This is a genomic window from Erythrobacter westpacificensis (genome assembly GCF_039542285.1).
Lineage (GTDB): Bacteria > Pseudomonadota > Alphaproteobacteria > Sphingomonadales > Sphingomonadaceae > Alteraurantiacibacter > Alteraurantiacibacter westpacificensis.
This window is the reverse complement of sequence record NZ_BAABHV010000001.1, coordinates 221,550-240,906: the sequence shown is the minus strand read 5'-3', so window position 1 is coordinate 240,906 and position 19,357 is coordinate 221,550. Positions and strand designations below refer to the sequence as shown.

At 63.3% G+C, this 19,357-nt stretch carries 27 protein-coding genes and 1 pseudogene; 11 read left to right on the top strand and 17 right to left on the bottom strand.

Annotated elements, in window-relative coordinates; translation table 11 throughout:
- Positions 1-3: 3 nt before the first annotated feature.
- The 4 genes from ABFX23_RS01320 to ABFX23_RS01305 are packed head-to-tail and all read right to left on the bottom strand — an operon-like array spanning position 4 to position 2,129.
- A complete protein-coding gene (locus tag ABFX23_RS01320; protein ID WP_346031331.1) occupies positions 4-765 on the bottom strand; it encodes a glycerophosphodiester phosphodiesterase family protein in 762 nt (253 codons plus the stop codon).
- The gene (locus ABFX23_RS01315; protein WP_346031330.1) at positions 752-1,213 is read right to left on the bottom strand and encodes a RidA family protein; all 462 of its coding nucleotides are present in this window, start codon (positions 1,211-1,213) and stop codon (positions 752-754) included. The genes ABFX23_RS01320 and ABFX23_RS01315 overlap by 14 nt, the downstream gene beginning before the upstream one ends.
- A complete protein-coding gene (locus tag ABFX23_RS01310; protein ID WP_346031329.1) occupies positions 1,210-1,857 on the bottom strand; it encodes an HAD family hydrolase in 648 nt (215 codons plus the stop codon). Before ABFX23_RS01310 ends, ABFX23_RS01315 begins: the two co-directional genes overlap by 4 nt.
- The gene (locus ABFX23_RS01305) at positions 1,854-2,129 is read right to left on the bottom strand and encodes a DUF3572 family protein (RefSeq protein WP_346031477.1); all 276 of its coding nucleotides are present in this window, start codon (positions 2,127-2,129) and stop codon (positions 1,854-1,856) included. The genes ABFX23_RS01310 and ABFX23_RS01305 overlap by 4 nt, the downstream gene beginning before the upstream one ends.
- 71 nt (positions 2,130-2,200) lie before the next feature.
- On the opposite strand from ABFX23_RS01305, the gene ABFX23_RS01300 reads away from it, so the two are divergent.
- Entirely contained in the window at positions 2,201-2,590 is a 390-nt protein-coding gene (locus tag ABFX23_RS01300; RefSeq protein ID WP_346031328.1) for a response regulator, read from the top strand.
- A gap of 6 nt (positions 2,591-2,596) precedes the next feature.
- Here ABFX23_RS01300 and ABFX23_RS01295 read toward each other — a convergent pair whose 3' ends face one another.
- Positions 2,597-3,124, bottom strand: coding sequence for a Pycsar system effector family protein (locus ABFX23_RS01295; RefSeq protein WP_346031327.1), 528 nt, complete (start codon positions 3,122-3,124; stop codon positions 2,597-2,599).
- Positions 3,125-3,281: 157 nt separating this feature from the next.
- Between ABFX23_RS01295 and ABFX23_RS01290 the strand changes: the two genes are divergently transcribed.
- From ABFX23_RS01290 to ABFX23_RS01280, 3 genes are read left to right on the top strand one after another with little or no spacing between them, the layout of a single operon-like run.
- Positions 3,282-3,524 (top strand): acyl carrier protein, encoded by a 243-nt coding sequence (locus ABFX23_RS01290; RefSeq protein WP_346031326.1) that lies wholly within the window; start codon positions 3,282-3,284, stop codon positions 3,522-3,524.
- 7 nt (positions 3,525-3,531) lie between these two features.
- On the top strand, positions 3,532-4,782 hold the full coding sequence (gene spt / locus ABFX23_RS01285; RefSeq protein ID WP_346031325.1) for a serine palmitoyltransferase: 1,251 nt from the start codon (positions 3,532-3,534) through the stop codon (positions 4,780-4,782).
- Between the two features lie 52 nt (positions 4,783-4,834).
- Positions 4,835-5,266, top strand: coding sequence for an OsmC family protein (locus ABFX23_RS01280; protein WP_346031324.1), 432 nt, complete (start codon positions 4,835-4,837; stop codon positions 5,264-5,266).
- Positions 5,267-5,284: 18 nt separating this feature from the next.
- Here ABFX23_RS01280 and arsB read toward each other — a convergent pair whose 3' ends face one another.
- The 4 genes from arsB to ABFX23_RS01260 are packed head-to-tail and all read right to left on the bottom strand — an operon-like array spanning position 5,285 to position 7,884.
- Positions 5,285-6,310: an ACR3 family arsenite efflux transporter gene (arsB, locus tag ABFX23_RS01275; RefSeq protein ID WP_346031323.1), complete on the bottom strand. Its 1,026-nt coding sequence runs from the start codon at positions 6,308-6,310 to the stop codon at positions 5,285-5,287.
- Entirely contained in the window at positions 6,310-6,882 is a 573-nt protein-coding gene (locus tag ABFX23_RS01270) for an arsenate reductase ArsC (RefSeq protein ID WP_346031322.1), read from the bottom strand. Before ABFX23_RS01270 ends, arsB begins: the two co-directional genes overlap by 1 nt.
- The gene (locus tag ABFX23_RS01265) at positions 6,836-7,180 is read right to left on the bottom strand and encodes an ArsR/SmtB family transcription factor (protein ID WP_346031321.1); all 345 of its coding nucleotides are present in this window, start codon (positions 7,178-7,180) and stop codon (positions 6,836-6,838) included. Before ABFX23_RS01265 ends, ABFX23_RS01270 begins: the two co-directional genes overlap by 47 nt.
- Before the next feature lie 59 nt (positions 7,181-7,239).
- Entirely contained in the window at positions 7,240-7,884 is a 645-nt protein-coding gene (locus ABFX23_RS01260; protein ID WP_346031320.1) for a YqaA family protein, read from the bottom strand.
- 262 nt (positions 7,885-8,146) lie between these two features.
- Here ABFX23_RS01260 and ABFX23_RS01255 point away from each other — a divergent pair, with 262 nt between their 5' ends.
- The 4 genes and pseudogenes from ABFX23_RS01255 to ABFX23_RS01240 all read left to right on the top strand — a co-directional run bounded on the left by ABFX23_RS01255 (position 8,147) and on the right by ABFX23_RS01240 (position 10,068).
- Entirely contained in the window at positions 8,147-8,638 is a 492-nt protein-coding gene (locus ABFX23_RS01255; protein ID WP_346031319.1) for a hypothetical protein, read from the top strand.
- Positions 8,625-9,017: pseudogene (locus ABFX23_RS01250) on the top strand (terminase large subunit domain-containing protein); the annotation flags it as partial. The gene ABFX23_RS01255 and the pseudogene ABFX23_RS01250, both read left to right, overlap by 14 nt.
- 52 nt (positions 9,018-9,069) lie before the next feature.
- The gene (locus ABFX23_RS01245) at positions 9,070-9,480 is read left to right on the top strand and encodes a DUF2793 domain-containing protein (protein WP_346031318.1); all 411 of its coding nucleotides are present in this window, start codon (positions 9,070-9,072) and stop codon (positions 9,478-9,480) included.
- Between the two features lie 57 nt (positions 9,481-9,537).
- Positions 9,538-10,068: a superoxide dismutase family protein gene (locus ABFX23_RS01240; RefSeq protein ID WP_346031317.1), complete on the top strand. Its 531-nt coding sequence runs from the start codon at positions 9,538-9,540 to the stop codon at positions 10,066-10,068.
- A 6-nt stretch (positions 10,069-10,074) separates the two neighbouring features.
- Here ABFX23_RS01240 and queC read toward each other — a convergent pair whose 3' ends face one another.
- From queC to ABFX23_RS01210, 6 genes are all read right to left on the bottom strand, one after another.
- Positions 10,075-10,767 carry a 7-cyano-7-deazaguanine synthase QueC gene (gene queC, locus ABFX23_RS01235; protein WP_346031316.1) on the bottom strand — a complete coding sequence of 231 codons (693 nt, stop codon included), beginning with the start codon at positions 10,765-10,767 and terminating at the stop codon, positions 10,075-10,077.
- A 49-nt stretch (positions 10,768-10,816) separates the two neighbouring features.
- Positions 10,817-11,221 (bottom strand): DUF3617 domain-containing protein, encoded by a 405-nt coding sequence (locus ABFX23_RS01230; RefSeq protein WP_346031315.1) that lies wholly within the window; start codon positions 11,219-11,221, stop codon positions 10,817-10,819.
- A 76-nt stretch (positions 11,222-11,297) separates the two neighbouring features.
- Positions 11,298-12,194, bottom strand: a complete 897-nt coding sequence (hslO, locus tag ABFX23_RS01225; RefSeq protein ID WP_346031314.1) for an Hsp33 family molecular chaperone HslO — start codon at positions 12,192-12,194, stop codon at positions 11,298-11,300.
- Positions 12,195-12,234: 40 nt separating this feature from the next.
- Complete coding sequence (argF, locus tag ABFX23_RS01220; protein ID WP_346031313.1) at positions 12,235-13,197, bottom strand: ornithine carbamoyltransferase; 963 nt, start codon at positions 13,195-13,197, stop codon at positions 12,235-12,237.
- Positions 13,194-14,384 carry an aspartate aminotransferase family protein gene (locus ABFX23_RS01215; protein ID WP_346031312.1) on the bottom strand — a complete coding sequence of 397 codons (1,191 nt, stop codon included), beginning with the start codon at positions 14,382-14,384 and terminating at the stop codon, positions 13,194-13,196. Before ABFX23_RS01215 ends, argF begins: the two co-directional genes overlap by 4 nt.
- A gap of 132 nt (positions 14,385-14,516) precedes the next feature.
- Positions 14,517-15,287, bottom strand: coding sequence for a cold-shock protein (locus ABFX23_RS01210; RefSeq protein ID WP_346031311.1), 771 nt, complete (start codon positions 15,285-15,287; stop codon positions 14,517-14,519).
- A gap of 262 nt (positions 15,288-15,549) precedes the next feature.
- Here ABFX23_RS01210 and ABFX23_RS01205 point away from each other — a divergent pair, with 262 nt between their 5' ends.
- The 3 genes from ABFX23_RS01205 to ABFX23_RS01195 are packed head-to-tail and all read left to right on the top strand — an operon-like array spanning position 15,550 to position 17,274.
- On the top strand, positions 15,550-15,990 hold the full coding sequence (locus ABFX23_RS01205; RefSeq protein ID WP_346031310.1) for a protein tyrosine phosphatase family protein: 441 nt from the start codon (positions 15,550-15,552) through the stop codon (positions 15,988-15,990).
- Between the two features lie 4 nt (positions 15,991-15,994).
- A complete protein-coding gene (locus tag ABFX23_RS01200) occupies positions 15,995-16,387 on the top strand; it encodes a hypothetical protein (protein WP_346031309.1) in 393 nt (130 codons plus the stop codon).
- Positions 16,387-17,274, top strand: a complete 888-nt coding sequence (locus ABFX23_RS01195) for a sterol desaturase family protein (RefSeq protein WP_346031308.1) — start codon at positions 16,387-16,389, stop codon at positions 17,272-17,274. The genes ABFX23_RS01200 and ABFX23_RS01195 overlap by 1 nt, the downstream gene beginning before the upstream one ends.
- A gap of 60 nt (positions 17,275-17,334) precedes the next feature.
- Here ABFX23_RS01195 and ABFX23_RS01190 read toward each other — a convergent pair whose 3' ends face one another.
- Both ABFX23_RS01190 and ABFX23_RS01185 read right to left on the bottom strand, forming a co-directional pair.
- Complete coding sequence (locus ABFX23_RS01190) at positions 17,335-18,549, bottom strand: OmpA family protein (RefSeq protein WP_346031307.1); 1,215 nt, start codon at positions 18,547-18,549, stop codon at positions 17,335-17,337.
- A 274-nt stretch (positions 18,550-18,823) separates the two neighbouring features.
- Positions 18,824-19,162, bottom strand: coding sequence for a P-II family nitrogen regulator (locus ABFX23_RS01185; RefSeq protein ID WP_120076378.1), 339 nt, complete (start codon positions 19,160-19,162; stop codon positions 18,824-18,826).
- Between the last annotated feature and the right edge of the window lie 195 nt (positions 19,163-19,357).

Below are 19,357 nucleotides of genomic sequence, written 5' to 3'. Positions count from 1 at the left end.
AATCTAGGCACCCGCCTCCCATGCTGCCACCCCCGGACCTTCGGCTATGGGCACCGCCCCTGCCTGCAAGGCGGTTTCCACGTGGGCGGCGCTGCGCACGGTCCATGTGAACAGCGCCCGGCCCTTGCGCGTTTGCGTCTTTGCGAGGCCGCTGGGCAGGTCGCGAATGTCGAGGGCGAGGAAATCGGGCTTCGCATGGGACACCGACAGGCGGCGCTTGATGCTGTCGATCAACGTGCGCGCATTTTGCTCTGTCACCACCAGCCCGCGCAGCACTTCCGGCTCCTTGCCGGCGAACCAGCGCGGGATGCGCGGGTCGAAGCTCATCACGCCTACCGCGCCCGTGTACCCGTCGAGATCGCGGCGCACGGCGCGGCACAAGGCAGCGACGGGGCGACGGTCGTCGCTCTTGAGTTCCAGCAGCAGCGGCACTTTCCCGTCGACGAGATCCAGCAGGTCGCGCAGCGTGGGGATGGTTTCTTCGCTGCCGGTCAGCGTTATGGCGGTAAGCTCGCCGACGGGAAGAGCGCCCATGGCCCCTTCCCGCCCCGTCAGCCGCGCAAGGTCCGCATCGTGGAAAACCATGGCACGCCCGTCGCTGCTCTTGCGGATATCGCACTCGATGCCGAGGCCCGCCGCGCTGGCCGCCCTGAATGCTGCCAGCGAGTTTTCCGGCACACCGGTATCGTGCAGCCCGCGATGGGCGTAGGCGCCCGAATGCAGCGCGGCGAGTTTGCCAGGCCGTTCGAGGTCAGCGTGGCCCAATGGCGATCACCGCGTCCACTTCCACCGCCGCACCCACCGGCAGGCTGGGTACGCCCACGGCGGCGCGGGCGTGGCGGCCCTTGTCGTCGAAAACCTCGGCCATCAGGTCGGACGCGCCGTTCACCACCTTGTGCTGGTCCGTGAAATCGGGCGTGCAGGCGACGAAGCCGCCCAGCTTGACGATCCGCTCCACCCGGTCGAGCGAGCCGATCTCGTGGCGAAGCTGCGCCAGGATCATCAGGCCGCAGGCCCGCGCGGCGGCAATTGCCTTGTCGAGATCGACGTCCTTGCCCAGCGTGCCGGTCACCACCTCGCCATCGATGAAAGGGAGCTGCCCCGACACGAAAGCGAGATCGCCCTGCACCATCACCGGCACGTAGCTGGCCAGCGGAGGAGAGACTTCCGGCAGTTCGATACCGAGTTCCTGAAGGCGCGCCTCGATGCTCATTGTTTCTCTCCGTGCAGGGTTTCCATGATCCATGGCAGGGCATCCGTCCACTTGTCTATCCGCGCGTGGGCGTGGCCGGCCTTGTGCGCGCAGGGCACATGCGGGGCAATGGCCGGTTCGCCCACGAAATGCAGGCGATGGACGTGGGGGATCGTCTCCATCGCCGATTCGTGGTGCTTGGCGATATCGTCCACGAAGACGATCCGCTGCGATCCGTGCTCTTCCACGATGCGCGACAGTGCCCCGCCTTTCGGCCCCTGGTTGGTGTAGACCGGCGCTGTGATGCCGAGCGATTCCAGCTGGCGGCGGCGCGCCTCGTTGCGTTCGTCGACGAGGTTGGTGAGCACCACCACGTCGGCCTCGCGCTGCAATTCCTGGATCGCGTTTATCGAGCCTTCGATTGGCTCCTGCCTGTCCATCTGCGTATCGAAGAAACCGCCCAGCAGGGACCAGACCTCCTTCTCCTCCATCGCCTGCTCGCTGCCGCGACGGCGCATGGACTGGACGAAGGGATCGCCTTCCAGCTGGAACTCGATATCATGCTCGGCATCCAGCCAGTCGCGGAAATGCCGGACCATGTGCAGCAGCACTTCATCGCAATCGGTGACGACGAGGGGGCGACCAGTGTTGGAAAGTGGGGTCATCGGCGCAGGTCCTTTCGGGCAGCCACAAGCGTTTCAGGCGGCACGTCCAGCGCCTCTGCCGCGCCCAGCAGGTCCGGCTCGTGCTGGCTGAGGAAATCGAGCACGGCGCGGTGCGTGGAAATCTCGCCGATCGATTCGCGCAGGCCATCGGGGGAAAGGCCAGTCAGATCGAGAAAGCGGTGCGCCCGGCGCTCGTCCGCCAGAACCCAGCCGAGGGCGGCAAGGGCCAATGCCGAAGCATCCTTTACGTAATCTTCACCTGTGTTAAGAATGGTTGGCAGTCCGTAAATAAATATAAGTGTTTGGTTGTCCCTCCATCGGGTCGGAGGGGTTCGGGGGCTAAATGACGAAGCGTATCCTCGTTGTCGAGGACAACGATCTTAACCGGAAACTTTTCTGCGACGTGCTGCAGGCAGGTGGCTTTTCCGTCGAGCCGGTGGCCGATGGCAATCTCGCCATCGAGGCCGCCCGCGCTTTCACGCCCAACCTGGTCGTCATGGATATCCAGTTGCAGGATGTCTCCGGCCTCGACCTCATATCCATTCTCAAGCACGATGCCGACCTGTGCGAAGTGCCAGTGCTGGCGGTCACGGCCTATGCCGGCAAGGGCGATGAGCAGCGCATCCGCGAATCCGGGGCCGAGGGCTACCTTGCGAAGCCTGTCTCCATCGGGCCCTTCATGGCGGCAGTAAGGGGCCTCGTCGATGGCACGCCCAAGGCGGTTGCCAGCTAGCCTGCGTCAGACAGTGTATTCGATGGCGGCCACCGCCAGCGTCAGCACCATCCCGGCGATGAACAGCCTGTAGGCATAGGTCAGGTAGCGATACTTGCGCCGCTGCAGCACCAGCCCGTTCTGGTAGAGATCGCGCAGCATCATGCGGAACATCGTTTCCTCGTCCTGCATCCGGCCGAGGAATTCGTCCGCCCACTCCTCCTCGTCGCGAAAGGTGAAGTGGCCGAAGAACAGCGGGTTCTGCTGCCCGTTCGGCACCTGCGGCGGCCTGAGGATAGACGGCATCACCGCCCACGCTGCCGACAGCGAGCTGAGGAACGCGAAGACGGCGAGGATCGTGAGCGACCACGGCATCTCCCCTTCCAGCGCGCGGCCAATCGCGATGGAGAACACCACGAAGGTCGCACCCATCAGGATCGAGGCCTTCTGGTCCGCCATCTGCGACAGGGCCAGCGTGTTCGATTGCACCGTGCGCAACATCTGCACCGAATTGGCGGCAAACTTGCGCGGCTCGCCGGTTTTCGTCTCGTTCATCGTGCCCCCGCCATTGCGGCCGCCTAACTGCGGCGCTCCTCGTGAACCTGCCAAGAGCCAAACGGCTTGACAAGCAGCGGCGCGAAAGCTTTGCCGCGGGCGTTCGCCTCCCCTATAGGGGGGCGCAACAACAGTAGCCTTTGAGGACATTTCCTGCATGGACCGCGCCGAAGTCGACTCCCGCATTCGCAAGATTATAGAGCCCTTCAACAAGAAGGGCATCGCCATCACCGAGGACACGACCTTCGCCGGCGACCTGGAATTCGACAGCCTGACGGTGATGGACTTCGTCGCCGAGATCGAGGACGAATTCGACATCATCATCTCGATGAACCAGCAGGCCGAGATCGAGAAGTACGGCCAGCTCGTCGATGCCGTGCACGAACTGGTGAGCAGCTGAGGACACTATGAGCGAAGGCATCATGCAGGCGGACCAGCCGCCCGAGCGCACGGGCGACACGCCCGACCTGTTCAGCAAGTTCGACGACACCATCAAGCTGCGCGAGGATCTGCTCGCCAGCGGCGTGGAAGACCCGTTCTCGCTGGTTATGGAGCGAGTTCTCTCTCCCACCCGCGCGATCTGCAACGGGCGCGACACGATCCTGCTGGGCACCTACAACTACATGGGCATGACGTTCGATCCGGACGTGGTGGCCGCCGGGCAGAAGGCGCTGGCCGATTTCGGCTCCGGCACCACCGGCAGCCGCGTTCTGAACGGCACCTACCAGGGCCACAAGGAGTGCGAGGACGCGCTGCGCGAGTTCTACGACATGGACCACGCGATGGTCTTCTCCACCGGCTACCAGGCGAACCTCGGCATCATTTCCACTATCGCGGGCAAGGGCGACTACGTCGTGCTCGACATCGATAGCCACGCCTCCATCTGGGATGGCTGCGCGATGGGCAACGCCGAGATCGTGCCGTTCAAGCACAACGACATTGCCGCGATGGAAAAGCGCCTGAAGCGCATTCCCGAGGGCGCGGGCAAGCTGGTGGTGCTGGAAGGCGTCTACTCGATGCTGGGCGACATCGCCCCGCTGAAGGAAATGGTGAAGATCGCCAAGGACAACGGCGCGATGGTGCTGGTGGACGAGGCGCACTCGATGGGCTTCATCGGCGAACACGGTCGCGGCGTGGTGGAGCAGGCAGGCGTCATCGACGATGTCGATTTCATCATCGGCACGTTCTCGAAAAGCGTGGGCACGGTGGGCGGCTTCTGCGTCTCCAACCATCCAAAGTTCGAGATCATGCGCCTGGTGTGCCGCCCTTACGTCTTCACCGCCAGCCTGCCGCCCAGCGTGGTGGCCACGGCGGCAACATCGATCCGCAAGCTGATGACGGCGAAGGACAAGCGCGAGCACCTGTGGAAGAACTCGCAGCGGCTGCACTCCGGTTTGACCGAGCTCGGCTTCAAGCTGGGCACCGACGAGCCGCAGAGCGCCATCGTCGCGGTCATCATGCCGGACCTGGAAAAGGGCGCGGCCATGTGGAGCGCGCTGCTGACCGAGGGGCTCTACGTCAACCTCGCCCGCCCGCCGGCCACGCCCGCCAACATGACGCTGCTGCGCTGTTCGCTGTGCGCCGAACATTCGGACGAAGAGGTGGAAACCATTCTCGGCATGTTCGAACGCGCCGGGAAGGCCGTGGGTATCATCTGATCCGGAACGGTGCCGCGAACTGCTCGTCTTGATCGGGAAAGGAGATTTTCCCATGAAGACGACCAACACCGGCAGCGCGACTTACGAGGGCCTTGGCAAAGGCGGCAAGGGTCACGTGTCCACCGGCTCCGGCGCGCTCCCCGCGCAGCCCTACGGGTTCCAGACCCGGTTCGAGGACGAGCCCGGCACCAACCCGGAAGAACTGATCGCGGCGGCCCATGCCAGCTGCTTCACCATGGCGCTGAGTTTCAAGCTGGCAGAGGCCGGGCATACCGATGGTTCGGTCGTCACCCATGCCGAAGTCACGCTGGAAAAGGACGATGCCGGTTTCAAGGTGACGAAGTCGGCGCTGAGCGCCAAGGGCAAGGTGCCGGGGCTGGACCAGGCGAAGTTCGAGGAACTGGCGAAGGAGGCCAAGGAAGGCTGCCCGATCTCCCGCCTGCTCGATACCGAGATTACCCTGGAGACGAAGTTCGAGGGCTGATCGGGCTTTGCCAATCGGTCAGCCGGGAAACTTGTCCCGCGACCGGTTGGCAAGCGCCACCAGCGACAGCATCACCGGAACCTCCACCAGCACGCCGACCACCGTGGCCAGCGCGGCCCCGCTGGAAAGCCCGAACAGGCCGATGGCCACCGCCACGGCCAGCTCGAAGAAGTTCGACGTGCCGATCAGCGCGCAAGGCGCCGCGATGGCGTGCGGCACGCGCCACGCCCAGGCCGCGGCGTAGGCCACGGCAAAGATGCCGTAGGACTGGATGATGATCGGGATGGCGATCAGCACGATCAGCACTGGCTGGCCGACGATCGTCTCTGCCTGGAAGGCGAACAGCAGCACGACGGTGGCGAGCAATCCGAGGATCGAGAACGGTTTCAGGCGCGCCGTAAATGCCTCGACAGCGTGCGCGTCGCCTTTCGCCCGCGCGGTGATCGCCCGGCGCGTCAGCCAGCCGGCCAGCAGCGGTATGGCAACGTAGAGCACGACAGACAGCAGCAGCGTATCCCAAGGTACCACGATGTCCGTAACGCCCAGCAGCAGAGCAACAATAGGCGCGAAAGCGACGATCATGATCAGGTCGTTCACCGACACCTGCACGAGCGTATAGGCCGGATCGCCCTTCGTGAGCTGTGACCACACGAACACCATCGCGGTGCACGGCGCGGCTCCCAGCAGGATCAGCCCGGCAATGTACTGCTGCGCCTCGTCCTGCGCGATCAGGCCGGAATACAGGTAATCGAAGAACAGCACCGCAAGGGCCGCCATCGTGAAAGGCTTGACCAGCCAGTTTACCGCCAAGGTGATGATCAGTCCCTTGGGTTTCGTGCCGACATCGCGGATCGCGCCGAAATCGACGGCCACCATCATCGGGTAGATCATCGCCCAGATCAGCACCGCGACGACGAGATTGACCGAGGCATATTCCAGCCCCGCAAGGCCCGCCGCCACTCCGGGCGCGATCAGGCCGAGCGTCACGCCCGCAGCTATGGCGAGTGCGACCCAGACGGACAGGTAGCGTTCGAACGATGCCATCAGGTCGCCCCCTCGCTTTGCTTGCCGATGTCGATCAGTGCATCGCGCCATTCGCGCGCCGTCATCGAATCTTCGTCCAGCGCCAGCATCGCCTCGACCCGCTGGGTGAGGCGCGCATAGGCGGTTTCGAAACCGGACAAGTCACCGTCGATATGCGTGCCGTCCGCCGCCACGCTGGCGGGATCGGGGATGCCCCAGTGTGCCTGCACCGGATGGCCAAATTCCGGATTCATGGGCCATACCGGACAACTCTCCCCTTTTGCATTGTCGCACACGGTAATGACGGCGTGCATGGCCGGCGCGCCCTGTCGTGCGAAGACATCCCAGCTCTTGGACGAGAGGCCGTCCACCGCGTGCCCCTTCGCCGCCAGCAATTCCAGCGCCAGCGGGTTGGGCACGCCGCGCGGTGTGCTGCCGGCGGAAAACGCGGCGAAGCGCCCCGGTGCGGCATCGCGGAGGATCGCCTCGGCAAGGATCGAGCGGGCCGAGTTGGCGGTGCAAAGGAACAGCACGTTGCGCATGGAGTCAGCAGGCTCCGGCAGTGCGCGGGTCGCCAGAGCGAAGGCCGTCATTGGCTTCGCAGCCCTCCCCCTCGCAGCAGTTCTCTGTGAGGAATGCCATCAGCGCGTTCATGCGTGGGTAGTCCGCGCTGTAGATCAGCGAGCGACCCTCTCGCCGTTGTGTAACAAGCCCGGCCTCGTGCAACTGTGAAAGGTGGAACGATAGCGAGGATGCAGGGATACCCAGCCGCTGCGCAATATCGCCTGCGGCCAGTCCATCCTTGCCCGTGCGCACGAGCAGGCGGAACACCTCCAGCCGCGAATCCTGCGCGAGCGCCCCAAGGGCCGCGATAACGTCTTGCTGCTTCATTTCGACGCTTATCGAAATATCAGCCCGCCAGCGCAAGCGTTATTTCGACTACTATCGAATTAAATTTGTTCCATCGACGTGACGTTGGCGCATGGATCGGACGAATCCGCCTCGCCCTCGTGGCCGCCCAGCTGGGTGATGGCGATGAAACCGGCCACCACCAGTACGACGAACACCGTGGTGACGGTGCCCAGGTACTTGTCGATAATCGCCTTGATCGGCGCGCCGAAGAACTGGAACAGCACGCCCACCACCATGAAGATCAGCGCCCGGCCCGCGATCGCGGCGAGGATGAAGGTGACGAGGTTCATCTCGATGAACCCGGCGGTGATGGTCATCAGCTTGAACGGTATCGGCGTGCCTGCCGCCAGGAACACCGCGGCCGCGCCCTGTTCTCGGATATAGCAGGCGGCCTTGGGGAAGCTGTCGGTCAGGCCCAGCACGCCGATCAGCCATTCGCCCACCGCCTCGTAGAGAAAGTATCCGATGAGGTAGCCGAACAGGCCGCCCAGCACCGAGGCAATGGTACAGATCAGCGCGAACCGGATCGCCCGCTTCGGCTCTGCCAGGCACATCAGGCCCAGCAGCGGGTGCGGCGGAATGGGGAAGAAACTCGATTCGATGAACGAGAAGAACGCCAGCCACCACTGCGCGTGGGGATGCGCGGCCTTGGCCATCGTCCAGTTGTACAGTCCGCGAAGCATGGAAGATCCCTGAAGGTTTCGCGGCATCTACGGCAGGTTCACCCGCCCCGCAAGTGCAAGGACATTCCAACAAAATAACCTATTTGGCACTTTCATATTGACATCGTCACACTGTTTGGTTAGAGAAACGGAACATCGCGATAAACCGAGTCGGCGCCGACCCATTGAGGAGGCGCTTCAAGGGCGGTCCCGTTACGGGAGCCGCCCTTTTTCGTGCCCGCACGCCGCGCTCGGCAATCGCTCAGGACAAGGGCGGGATCACATGTCGAAACGCGTAAAACCGCGCAAGGAACAGCGGGGCCAGAACCTGAAACAGAACTGGAAGCACGTCTTCCTGGAAGAGCTGGCCGAAACCTCGAACGTCACGAAGGCAGCGCAGAAGGCCGGAGCCATGACGTCCTACGTCTACAAGTGGCGCCGGGAAAACCCGGAATTCCGCGCCCAGTGGAGCGCGGCGCTGCTGGAGGGTTACGAGCACCTTGAAATGGAAACGCTTGAGCGGCTGCGCTTCGGCACGCCGCCGGGCGAAACGAAATTCGATATCGCCAATGCCCTGCGCCTGCTGACCGCTCACCGCGAGGCAGCGGCCAAGGAAAAGGCCCGGCAGGGCAAGCGCGACAAGGCCACCGTGCTCGCCAGCCTGAATGCCAAGCTGGACCGGATGCGCGCACGCCGTGCCGCGGCGGAAAAGCTGTTGAAGGAGGATGGCGTCGTGAAGGGTGTTAGCGAAGTTGGAGCCAATGGAGGAAATTGAGCGCGGCAAAGCGCTCGCCAAGGCGGAAGACCCGGAACGCTATGATTTCCTCGACGAACTGAACGCGGCAGAACGCGACCTGCTGGAATACCACTGGCCCCTGTGGGCTCGGCGCGAGCAGATGCCTCCTGCCGATAGCTGGCGGCTGTGGCTGATCTGTGCCGGTCGCGGCTTCGGCAAGACCCGCGCCGGGGCCGAATGGGTGCGCCACGTGGCGGAGGATAACCCCGATGCCCGCATCGCCCTCGTCACCCGATCCATCGCGGAAGCACGGGCGGTGATGGTGGAAGGCGAAAGCGGCATTCTCGCCTGCCACCTCTACCCGGACGGGCCGGAATTCGAGCCCTCGCTGCGGCGACTGACCTGGCCCAATGGCGCGCAGGCAACGCTTTATTCCGCCAGCGAGCCGGAAAGCCTGCGCGGTCCGCAACATGGTTACGCCTGCCGCACAGGCGCAGAAGGAATTTACCGTGAACGAGGCCTTCGCCCTCATCGATGCCCTTCTCCACATCGCCGCCGAAGGCGAGGCGAGCGAGCCGCCCGCCTCTCCCGCAGATGGCGAATGCTGGATCGTGGGCGCGGAACCATCCGGCGAATGGTCCGGCCAAGCAGGTGCGATCGCCTGTCGGCAGGGGGGCACCTGGTTGTTCCTCATGCCCTCCGAAGGTCTCACCCTGTTCGACAAGGCCGCCGGCTGCACGGTGCGCTTTGCCGACGGTTGGCACCGGGCAACTCCGGTCGCCCTTCCCGATGGCGGCAGCACGATCGACGCGGAAGCGCGTACAGCAATTGCCGATATTGTCGGCGCTCTCGAATCGCTGGGCATCCTGCCCGATTCGTAATGGAAACTTTGGGCGCCTGATGCGTAAGACAGGGGAATACAGTCCAAAGGAAACGCCATGCACCGCCATACCTTCCCCCTCGCCGCAATTGCCGTTCTCGCCACCGCTGCCTGCGCCACTCCCTACGAGCAGGAAGCCACGGAAATCGGCAGCGCCATGATCCAGGATCGTTCGGGCAACGATGTCGGCACGGCCATGCTCTATTCGCAGAATGGCGAGGTAATGGTGTCCGTTTCGCTCGAGGGCCTTTCCGAAGGTACCCACGCCGTCCACCTGCACACGACCGGCGATTGCAGCGCCAGCGATTTCACATCCGCCGGCGGCCACCTGAACCCGATGGGCAACCAGCACGGTACGCAGAACCCGCAAGGCGCGCACCTTGGCGACTTGCCCAACGCCGAAGTCTCCAGCGCGGGCATCGGGACGGTCAGCACGACACTGCGCGGTTCCAGCGCAACCGTGATCCCGCAGATATTCGACGCCGATGGCACCGCCCTGGTAGTCCACGAAGGCGCGGACGACTACATGAGCGACCCGGCAGGCGCAGCGGGCAGCCGCGTGGCGTGCGGCGTCTTCTCCCGCAGCTGAGGTCGCTCAATCAGGCTTGGAGGCGTAGCGGGTCGTGTCCTGCACGCCCGCTTCGGCAAAGCCTTTCAGGCGAAGGCGGCAACTGTCGCAAAGTCCGCAGGCTTGCCCGTCAGGCGTGGGATCATAGCAAGACCAGCTCCATGCCGGGTTCAGGCCGAGCCGGTCGCATTCGCTGGCGATATCCGCTTTCGTCATATGCTGAAGGGGCGCGTGTATTTCGAAGGGACGGCCTTCCACGCCCTGCTTCGTACCCAGACGCGCGGTTTCCGCGAAGCTGGCAATGAACTCGGGTCGGCAATCCGGGTAGCCCGAATAGTCGAGCGCGTTCACTCCGATGAAGATGTCGCTGGAACCCGAACTCTCGGCAAAGGCCGTTGTCAGGGCCAGGAACAACAAGTTGCGCGCCGGGACATAGGTGACAGGGATATCCTCTCCCAGGCCGCCCTTGGGAACATCGATATCGTCCGTAAGAGCCGAGGCGCCGAACTGGCGCAGGTCCAGCGGCAACTGCACGTGCCGCTCTACCCCGAGCTTCTCGGCAATAACCCTCGCGCTTTCCAGCTCCCGCCGGTGGCGCTGGCCATAGTCGATCGATAGCGCATGAAGCCGGTAGCCCTGCTCACGGGCCAGAGCGCCCGTCACCATGGAATCCAGTCCGCCCGAGAGAAGGACGACGGCGATCTTCGTGTTATCGGTCATGTCTGCGCGCTAGGCATTCAAGCTGCCGCGGGCAAGCGGAAGCCGCCTGTCAACAGGAGCCGACGTGCCGAGCCTCGCCTTCAATGGAAAACGGCGCGCCGCCGTGGATACCCTGGCTGCGTATCTGCACCACGTCGGGTCCTTCGCGGCGAATGGTCGTGCGGCCATACCCGTTGCCCCGACACGTATACTGTACCGTGACTTCGTTCCGCTCATCCTGCACAACGAAGCGATCGCAATTCGGCTGGCGATGGCGCAACTGGATGAATTCCCGGCCAGTGCGCAGGCAGATTCGCTGAGTTGTCCCTTCGGGACGCAGACGCAATTCCCACGCGCCCTTGTCGAGGGAATTGAGCATCGCCAGTTCGGGCGCCTGGGCAGAGGCAGGGGTCAGCGCCATGGCAGTCGCCACTGCCGCGCTCGCAATACCAAACCTGCCCTTGATGCCTGACACGGTATTCTGCTCCTTCAACAGGCTGTGTAGCACGAATTAGATGAACGACCAATTGCACTGCAGTTACGACGAACTGTTAGTCCAGAATTGGGAAGACTTTCGAGCAGAACGCACAATCGACGAGTATTATCCCATCCTCGTCGGCCATGTCGCGGCGATCTTCCTTGGGGAACCGCGACAGTACATCTTCGAAATGCTCGACGGTACAGCGACAACCCTTGGAAAGGGACGCCCCCGGGCTGATCAACACCTTTTCCTCTTCGTGATAGAGACGCCAGATCATTTCCTCGAGCGACAGACCGGCCTCGACCAGTTCCTCGTGCCGCAGGCTCTCCGCCATCACGGACACGTGCTCCCACTCGGGATCGTCCATGCGAACATGGAGGCGTTCGCGTCCTTCCTCACCCTCCGGCAGGTGCTGGACCAGCAATCCTGCCGCAGTCGTTCGTCCTGAACCGGAAGTAATGGCCGTGCGGATCAGCGTGGGAATTTGCTCGCTCTGGGCGAAATAGCTCTCCACGGCCGCCGAAAGCGAGTTGCCTTCCAGCGGAACGATGCCCTGGTAACGCTTGCCGGTCTTCGCGATATCGAAAGTGATGGCAAGATGCGCCTTGCCGAACAGCGCCTCGAGCGAGGGATTGGCGCCCTCGGCTGCCATCTGTTCCTCGTCGTGCTCCACGTAACCGCGGATCTGGCCGTCGCGGTAATCGCACACCAAAAGGCTTACGATACCGCCCTCGCCTTGCGCCTGCATGGTAAGCTGGTCGCCCTCGTCCTTCAGCAGCCCACCCATCAATGTTACCAGAACAAGAGCCTCCGCCAGCACGTGCTTGAGCGCGGGAGGATAATCATGCGCGGACAGCACGTCTTCCAGGACGGGGCCAAGCCGCACAGCCCGCCCGCGCGAATCGCGCGAGGGGATGGAGAAGCCCAGCAGTTCGTCGGAGAATGTCTCGGATTGGGTATCGCTCATGCGCCTCATATGGGGCGCGGTGTGGCTTTGTGAAGCGCGCTCAGCCCAGCTTTCCGAAACACCACAGCAAGACAGACTTCTGCGCGTGGATGCGATTCTCCGCCTCGTCGAAGACAACGGATTGCGGCCCCTCGAAGACATCCGCACTCACCTCGTCGCCGACGTGGGCGGGAAGGCAGTGCAGAAAGATGGCATCGCGCTTGGCCCTGGCCATCAATGCCCCATCCACCCGGTACGGCTCCATTGCCGCCAGCTTTTCCTCGGCGTGCGCCTGACCCATCGAGATCCACGTGTCCGTGACGATGACGTCGGCTCCTGAAGCCGCTTCGGCAGCGTCCTGCGTCAGGGTGACCCTCGAGCCGGCGGAACGCGCCATCTGCACGAATTCCGCTTCGGGTTCGAAACCTGCCGGCGTTGCCACCCGCACGTTGAACTTCATCAAGGCCGCTGCCTCGAGAATCGAATGCAGCACGTTGTTGCCATCGCCGAACCACGCCACCTCGAGGCCCGGTAGCGCCTTGCGATGCTCGATCACGGTCAGCAGGTCGGCGACAATCTGGCAAGGGTGCGAGCGATCCGTCAGGCCGTTGATGACCGGCACATGCGCATATTGCGCCATTTCCTCGATCTTGCCGTGATCGTCGGTGCGAACCATGATGGCATCGGCCATCCGGCTTAGCACACGCGCCGTATCGGCAATCGATTCCCCCCGCCCGAGTTGCGACGTGCCTGCGTCCAGGATCAAGGCCGAACCGCCAAGCTGACGCATGGCGATATCGAAGCTGACCCGCGTGCGGGTGGAGCTTTTCTCAAACACCATCGCCAATACATGGCCCGCGAGCGGCTGGTCCGTGTCGGGCATGCCTCTGGGCCAGCCACGCCGGGCGCGCTTGCGATCCTGCGCATCGTTGATCATCGCCGCGATGGCGTGGCCACCGGCATCCGACAGGTCGAGAAAATTGCGCACCACCGGCGCAACGTCGAGCGGGGGCTTGTCGGTCATGAGTCTGACGGAACCTCGAAATCTGCAGCGGCTGCGGAAAGCTTCTCGAAGAACTCGTCGATCTCGGCATCCTCGATCACGAGGGGCGGCAGCAGCCGCAACGTGGAATCGCCCGCGGCCACGGTAAGCAACTGGTGATTGTCACGCAGGTGAACCATGAACGGTCTCGGCTCTACCTTCATCTTGATGCCCAGCATCAAACCCATGCCGCGCACGCTTTCGAACAGTTCGGGATAGTTGCCGATAAACTGCTCCAGCCTGCTGCGCAGCCGCTCGCCCTTAGCACGCACTTCGGCCAGGAATTCCTCGTTGGCAACGGTATCCATCACCGCATTGCCTGCCGCCATGGCCAGCGGATTGCCGCCATAGGTGGAACCATGTGTGCCGATCACCATGCCGCGCGCTGCCTTTTCCGTGGCGAGGCACGCACCAAGCGGGAAGCCGCCGCCGATACCCTTCGCTGTCGCGAGCACATCCGGCTCGATGCCGTACTGCTCGTAAGCATAGAGGGTACCGGTGCGCGCCACACCGCACTGGACTTCGTCCAGTACAAGCATCAGGTCATGCTCGTCGCACAGCTGGCGCAGGCCGGTCATGAATTCCTGCGTGGCCGGGCGGATGCCGCCTTCGCCCTGGATAGGCTCGACCAGGAAGCCTGCCGTGTGCGGCCCGATTGCCGCCTTTGCAGCTTCCAGATCGTTGAACTCGACGTACTTGAAACCGGGCAGAAGCGGGTTGAAACCCTTGTGCATCTTCTCCTGGTTCGACGCACTGATCGTGGCCATCGTGCGGCCGTGGAAGGCGTTCTTGAACGTGATCAGTTCGTACTTCTCTTCGTTCCCCGCATGCTGGTGATAGGCGCGCGCTGTCTTGATCGCGCACTCGACCGCTTCGGCGCCGGAGTTTGTGAAGAACACCGTATCGGCGAAGGTGGTGTCGACCAGCTTTTGCGCCAGTTCCTCACCCTGCGGACTGCCGTAGAGGTTCGAAACGTGCATCAGCTTGGCGGCCTGCTGCTGGATCGCCCCGATCAGGCCGGGATGCGAATGGCCGAGCAGGTTCACTGCGATGCCGGCGGCGAAATCGAGGTAGCGGGTGCCGTCTTCGTCGATCAGGTGGCAATTGTCGCCCTCGACGGGCCGGACGCCGCACCGTGGATAGACGGGCATCAGCGGAGTGATGGACATTGGGATTTTCCTTGAGCAAGCGTGCAATCAAAAAAGCGGCCTCGCCGGACCGCCAATAGCTCTCATCTAGGAGGGTGGTGGCGACCGGTCAAACATACACGGCCGCCACTACCTTGGCTGGTGGGCGCGGGCTCAGCCCTGCACCGGCACCAGGTTGACGGCCGAGTACTTGCCTCGTCGATCGACTTCGAGATCGAATTCGAATCGGCCTCCTTCGGCAATGCCGGGGAGGCCCGAACGTTCTACCGCGCTGATGTGCACGAAAGCGTCTTCCTTGCCATCGTCGCGCGTAATGAAGCCAAAGCCCTTCATGGTGTTGAAGAACTTCACCGTGCCCACGGCCTTTTCACCGGTCAGCTCGCGCTGCGGGCCCTTGGGTGCGGACTGCACTTCGATCACATCGCCAACCACCTGGAGATCGGCAGCAGAAACCTTACCGCCACGATCCACGAGGTTGAACTGCAATTCCTGCCCTTCGGCCAGCCCTTCCAGCCCGGCGCGTTCGACCTGACTGATGTGGACGAACACATCCTCGCCGCCCTCATCGCGCTGGATGAAGCCGAAGCCTTTCTGGGCGTTGAAGAACTTTACCTTGCCCTGGCCCGTGCCGACGACCTGGGCGGGCATGCCGCCACCGCCGCCGCGCGGACCGCCACGGCCACCGCCGCCACCGAAGCCACCGCCCCGGTTGCCGCCGCCGAAACCACCGCGGTCTCCGCCGCCGTAGCCGCCGCCACGATCATCGTTGAAGCGGCCACCGCCGCCAAAGCGGTCATTCCCGCCATCGCGCCAGCCGCCGCCTTCCATGGGCGGAGGTCCGTCCATGAAGGGATCGAAACCTTCTTCGCCGATATTGTCCCGCTTGTCGCGCCCCCGACCGCGACGCCCTCGATCATAACCCATGTATACGTAAAACCTTCAATCCCGCCCTCGTCGAAAATTGCAGCCGATGGCGCGAGCGAACTTTCCATCGACCGGGTGCGACGGACCTGCCCTGTCGCTCCTGCGTGCATGTATAACGGAGAAAGCGCCCCGACGCGAACGATTTAAGATTACGCCACTGTGACACTGCTGCAACGGCCTGCTCTTGCCCTTCAGCACAGGTTATCGCATTCCCTTCCCGAGGATAACGCGGCACGTGCCGCTCGCCAGCAAGGGACACGCAATGGCCGAATTCAAGCGACTGACCGATACCGTGTGGGCCAGTCCGCAGCTCAGTGTTGACGATGTAAGCGAGGCGGCCGCGCAGGGATTCGGCCTGATAGTCAACAACAGGCCGGACGGCGAATCCGAAGGCCAGCCCGATGGCCAGGCGATAGAGGAGGCGGCGCGCGACAGGGGGATGGACTATGCCGCCATCCCCGTGGACCATTCCGGCTTCAGCCAGCCACAGGTCGAAGCCATGGCGCAGGCGATTGAAAAGGCGAATGGAAAGGTCCTTGCATATTGCCGTTCCGGCACCCGTTCGACATTCCTCTGGGCGTTGGCAGAAGCGCATCGGGGCAAGGATCCGGATGCGTTGACGCGCGCAGCCGCTGCCGCCGGATACGATATCAGCGGCATCAGGCCGACACTGGAAATGCTCTCCGCGAACAGCCACGACTGACCCGGTGCCGGCCGCGCTGCTGCAATTCCTCGGCTCTCTGGCAGCCGTCGCGGCAATCGTCGCCCTCGCCTGGCTCGTCGGCTCCCGACAAGGCGCACACCTTTCCGACGAGAAGGAAGCGCGCGAACTGTTCAGGCTGGCGCCCGGAGGTTTCGAGCCGGTCGATCTAGCCCTGGACACCCAAGGCGGCGCGGCGATTGCCCGCGATGCTGATGGGCGGCTGGCCATATTGATGCCGCATGGCAACCAGTTCGTCTTCAGGCTGCTCCCCCCGGGCATAGCAATCGAGGCGAAGGGTGATTCGCTAGTCATAGCGTGCCTGCCAGGAATGCGGATCACCATCGGCGAAGGCGTGGGGGTCTGGGCCACTGCTGACAGTGGTGATAATAGCGCCTGATGCCTTTCGACCCTGTCGCCTATGCAATTCCCGTATTCGTGGCGCTCATTCTTGGCGAGCTGCTCTGGACGCGCTTTGCCGGTGATGCCCGCGCATATGAGTGGCGAGATACCGGCACGTCACTCGCCATAGGCCTCGGCAGCACCGTGGCAGGCGCAATCACGGGCGGTTTGACGGCTGCCCTGCTGGGGTGGGTCCACGGGTTCGCGCCGCTTTCGATCGGGTGGGCGTGGTGGGCCTGGCCGCTGTGCTTCATACTGGATGACCTGGCGTACTACGTTTTTCATCGCAGCGCCCACCGGGTGCGGTGGTTCTGGGCGAGCCACGTCAATCATCACTCCAGCCAGCACTACAACCTCTCCACCGCGCTGCGACAGAGCTGGACTGGCTTCGTCGCCCTGTCCTTCATCTTTCGCCTGCCGCTCGCCTTGGTGGGGTTCGAGCCGGGGATGATCCTCGTCTGCGCGGGAGTGAACCTCGTCTACCAGTTCTGGATCCATACCGAGACGGTGAAGCGCCTGCCGCGATGGTTCGAAGCGGTGATGAACACGCCGTCGCACCACCGGGTCCACCATGCCGTGAATGCCCGCTACCTCGACCGGAATTATGCGGGCACTTTCATCGTGTGGGACAAGCTGTTCGGCACCTTCACGCCCGAGGACGACGAGGAGCGTATCCGTTATGGCATCGTCAGCCAGCTGGGCACATTCAACCTCTTCTATGCCGTCTTCCACGAATGGATCGGCATCGCCAGCGACGTCTGGAAAGCGCCGTGGCGCCACAAGCTCTCCTACCTATGGCGAGAGCCGGGCTGGAGTCACGATGGCAGCCGCGAAACGTCTGAAATGATTAGGCGGCGCTGGCTGGAGGGTCGGGACGGACAATAGGCAAACAAAAAGGGCCGGGATTGCTCCCGGCCCTTTTCGTATGTGTCGGTGTGAAACCGCTTACATGCCCGAGCCCGGACCGTAAGTGATTTCCACGCGGCGGTTCTGCAGTTCGCGCACGCCGTCGGCGGTGGGCACGCGGGGCATGCTTTCGCCGAATGCTTCGCTGGAGATGCGACCGCCCGGGATGCCGCGACCGGTGAGGTATTCGCGGACCGATGCGTTACGACGCTCTGCCAGGCCCATGTTGTATTCCACCGAGCCGGAACGGTCGGTGTGGCCGGCTAGCATGATGGCTGCGGTGCCGCAATCGCCGTAGGCGGTGATGGCGGAGTTGAGCACGGTGGCTGCTTCCGGAGTGATGGTGGACTCGTCCCAATCGAAGAACACGATGTAGGGGCCCTGCTCGCAGACCGGAGCCGGCGGCGGAGGCGGCGGCGGCGGAGGCGGCGGGGGCGGAGGAGGCGGCGGCGGGGGCGGCGGCGGCGGGGGAGGCGGCGGCGGCGCTTCTTCGCCACCGAACATGAACCGCAGGCCCATCGTGCCCGAGTGCTGGGCGAAATCGGTCGTCAGCGTAATCGGGAGGACCGAGACATCATAGCTGTCGGAATCAGCAAAAATCCGGCGATACTTGTACTCGGCAAACAGCTGCACGTTGTCGGCAATGTTGCCCGAAACACCAGCGATGCCCTGGTAGGCCCAGGTCGCGTCATTGTCGTTCACCAGCTCCACGCCGCTCGGCGCATAGTCGAGATCGACCCAGAAAAGACCCGCCCCGACGCCGAGGTATGGTTCGATGTTGCCCAGCTGGATATCGTACAGGACGTTCGCGAAGACACCGTAGGTTTCCACGTCGCCCGTGCCATCGGCAAGGAAGGCGCCGATCGAACTGTTGGTGGGTTCCTGGCGCAGCAGCACGCGGCCAAGATCGCTGTCATCGATGTTGGCGCCGCCGACAGTCAGGCCGCGATGGTATTCGATATCCATCGCCTGGTAGTTGCCGTCCAGTTCGACACGGAAGCCGTTGTCGAACGCGTAACCAAGCTGCGCGCCGGCCGTCCAGCCCACGCCGACATTGGTTTCGAATTCATATTCTGTCCCGGTCGGAACGGCCGCAACCGGGCCCTGGGCCGGGAGGGTCGCAGTGAACTCACCCTCGTTCTCGGCGTTTTCATTGGCGGCAACACCCCCACTGACACCGATGTATACCTGAGCATGGGCGGTCGCCGGGATGGCAAGCGCTACCATCGAGGCGCTGATAAGAAGCTTCTTCATTTGTTGATCTACCTCTCGCTGTAAGACTGACAATACTAGATCATCGATTGCGCCAATGCAGCAACAAACGAAAATATCCCGACCCGCAAACCGAAGTATTCGCATACCGGCCAACGAAGCCCGCGCGCGCCTTCTGGGAATTTCATCCGATTATCAGATGCTTAAGCGGCAAGGAGATTTGGTTGGCGGATTGCAGTTGTAAAAAGACTACATGAGGTGAAATTTTTTCGCCGCATGTCTCCCCCGGTCAACAGAGCGATCAATCCCCTTGAAATCAAACTGCAAGTTCGCCGGTTTCACCGGTCCTTATGCGGGTTACATCGCCGACTTCCAGGACGAATATCTTGCCGTCGCCGATCGACCCGGTGTTGGCTGCCTCGCGAATGGTCTCGACGATCTTGGGGGCGATCTCGTCGCTGGCGACGATTTCGAGCCGCACCTTCGGCAGCATGTTCACGGCATACTCCGCGCCGCGGTAGATCTCCGTCTGCCCCTTCTGGCGGCCAAAGCCCTTGGCCTCGCACACGGTCATGCCCGCGACGCCGATAACGGCCAGCGCTTCGCGCACCTCTTCCAGCTTGAACGGCTTGATGACTGCGACGACCATTTTCATGCGCGGTTCCCCTGTAGGTTCTGATCCCCGCCACGCCGGGCGGGACACGGCGGCCTTGTAACCGGACACCGGCCCCCACGTGCAACAAAAAAATGGGCCGGAGCTTTACGGCTCCGGCCCTTGCTAAGTTGTACGTTCGCAGGAGGAACGAGTGTTGGCGGGGTCGGGTGGGAGAGGAGAGGTGGTTCCCGCCCC

Coding starts and splice junctions, on each gene's coding strand:
- ABFX23_RS01315 (WP_346031330.1), bottom strand. CDS start 1,213: ATGAGCATCGAGGCGCGCCTTCAGGAACTCGGTATCGAACTGCCGGAA.
- ABFX23_RS01310 (WP_346031329.1), bottom strand. CDS start 1,857: ATGACCCCACTTTCCAACACTGGTCGCCCCCTCGTCGTCACCGATTGC.
- ABFX23_RS01300 (WP_346031328.1), top strand. CDS start 2,201: ATGACGAAGCGTATCCTCGTTGTCGAGGACAACGATCTTAACCGGAAA.
- ABFX23_RS01295 (WP_346031327.1), bottom strand. CDS start 3,124: ATGAACGAGACGAAAACCGGCGAGCCGCGCAAGTTTGCCGCCAATTCG.
- ABFX23_RS01290 (WP_346031326.1), top strand. CDS start 3,282: ATGGACCGCGCCGAAGTCGACTCCCGCATTCGCAAGATTATAGAGCCC.
- spt (WP_346031325.1), top strand. CDS start 3,532: ATGAGCGAAGGCATCATGCAGGCGGACCAGCCGCCCGAGCGCACGGGC.
- ABFX23_RS01280 (WP_346031324.1), top strand. CDS start 4,835: ATGAAGACGACCAACACCGGCAGCGCGACTTACGAGGGCCTTGGCAAA.
- arsB (WP_346031323.1), bottom strand. CDS start 6,310: ATGGCATCGTTCGAACGCTACCTGTCCGTCTGGGTCGCACTCGCCATA.
- ABFX23_RS01270 (WP_346031322.1), bottom strand. CDS start 6,882: ATGACGGCCTTCGCTCTGGCGACCCGCGCACTGCCGGAGCCTGCTGAC.
- ABFX23_RS01265 (WP_346031321.1), bottom strand. CDS start 7,180: ATGAAGCAGCAAGACGTTATCGCGGCCCTTGGGGCGCTCGCGCAGGAT.
- ABFX23_RS01260 (WP_346031320.1), bottom strand. CDS start 7,884: ATGCTTCGCGGACTGTACAACTGGACGATGGCCAAGGCCGCGCATCCC.
- ABFX23_RS01255 (WP_346031319.1), top strand. CDS start 8,147: ATGTCGAAACGCGTAAAACCGCGCAAGGAACAGCGGGGCCAGAACCTG.
- ABFX23_RS01245 (WP_346031318.1), top strand. CDS start 9,070: ATGGTTACGCCTGCCGCACAGGCGCAGAAGGAATTTACCGTGAACGAG.
- ABFX23_RS01240 (WP_346031317.1), top strand. CDS start 9,538: ATGCACCGCCATACCTTCCCCCTCGCCGCAATTGCCGTTCTCGCCACC.
- queC (WP_346031316.1), bottom strand. CDS start 10,767: ATGACCGATAACACGAAGATCGCCGTCGTCCTTCTCTCGGGCGGACTG.
- hslO (WP_346031314.1), bottom strand. CDS start 12,194: ATGAGCGATACCCAATCCGAGACATTCTCCGACGAACTGCTGGGCTTC.
- argF (WP_346031313.1), bottom strand. CDS start 13,197: ATGACCGACAAGCCCCCGCTCGACGTTGCGCCGGTGGTGCGCAATTTT.
- ABFX23_RS01215 (WP_346031312.1), bottom strand. CDS start 14,384: ATGTCCATCACTCCGCTGATGCCCGTCTATCCACGGTGCGGCGTCCGG.
- ABFX23_RS01210 (WP_346031311.1), bottom strand. CDS start 15,287: ATGGGTTATGATCGAGGGCGTCGCGGTCGGGGGCGCGACAAGCGGGAC.
- ABFX23_RS01205 (WP_346031310.1), top strand. CDS start 15,550: ATGGCCGAATTCAAGCGACTGACCGATACCGTGTGGGCCAGTCCGCAG.
- ABFX23_RS01195 (WP_346031308.1), top strand. CDS start 16,387: ATGCCTTTCGACCCTGTCGCCTATGCAATTCCCGTATTCGTGGCGCTC.
- ABFX23_RS01190 (WP_346031307.1), bottom strand. CDS start 18,549: ATGAAGAAGCTTCTTATCAGCGCCTCGATGGTAGCGCTTGCCATCCCG.
- ABFX23_RS01185 (WP_120076378.1), bottom strand. CDS start 19,162: ATGAAAATGGTCGTCGCAGTCATCAAGCCGTTCAAGCTGGAAGAGGTG.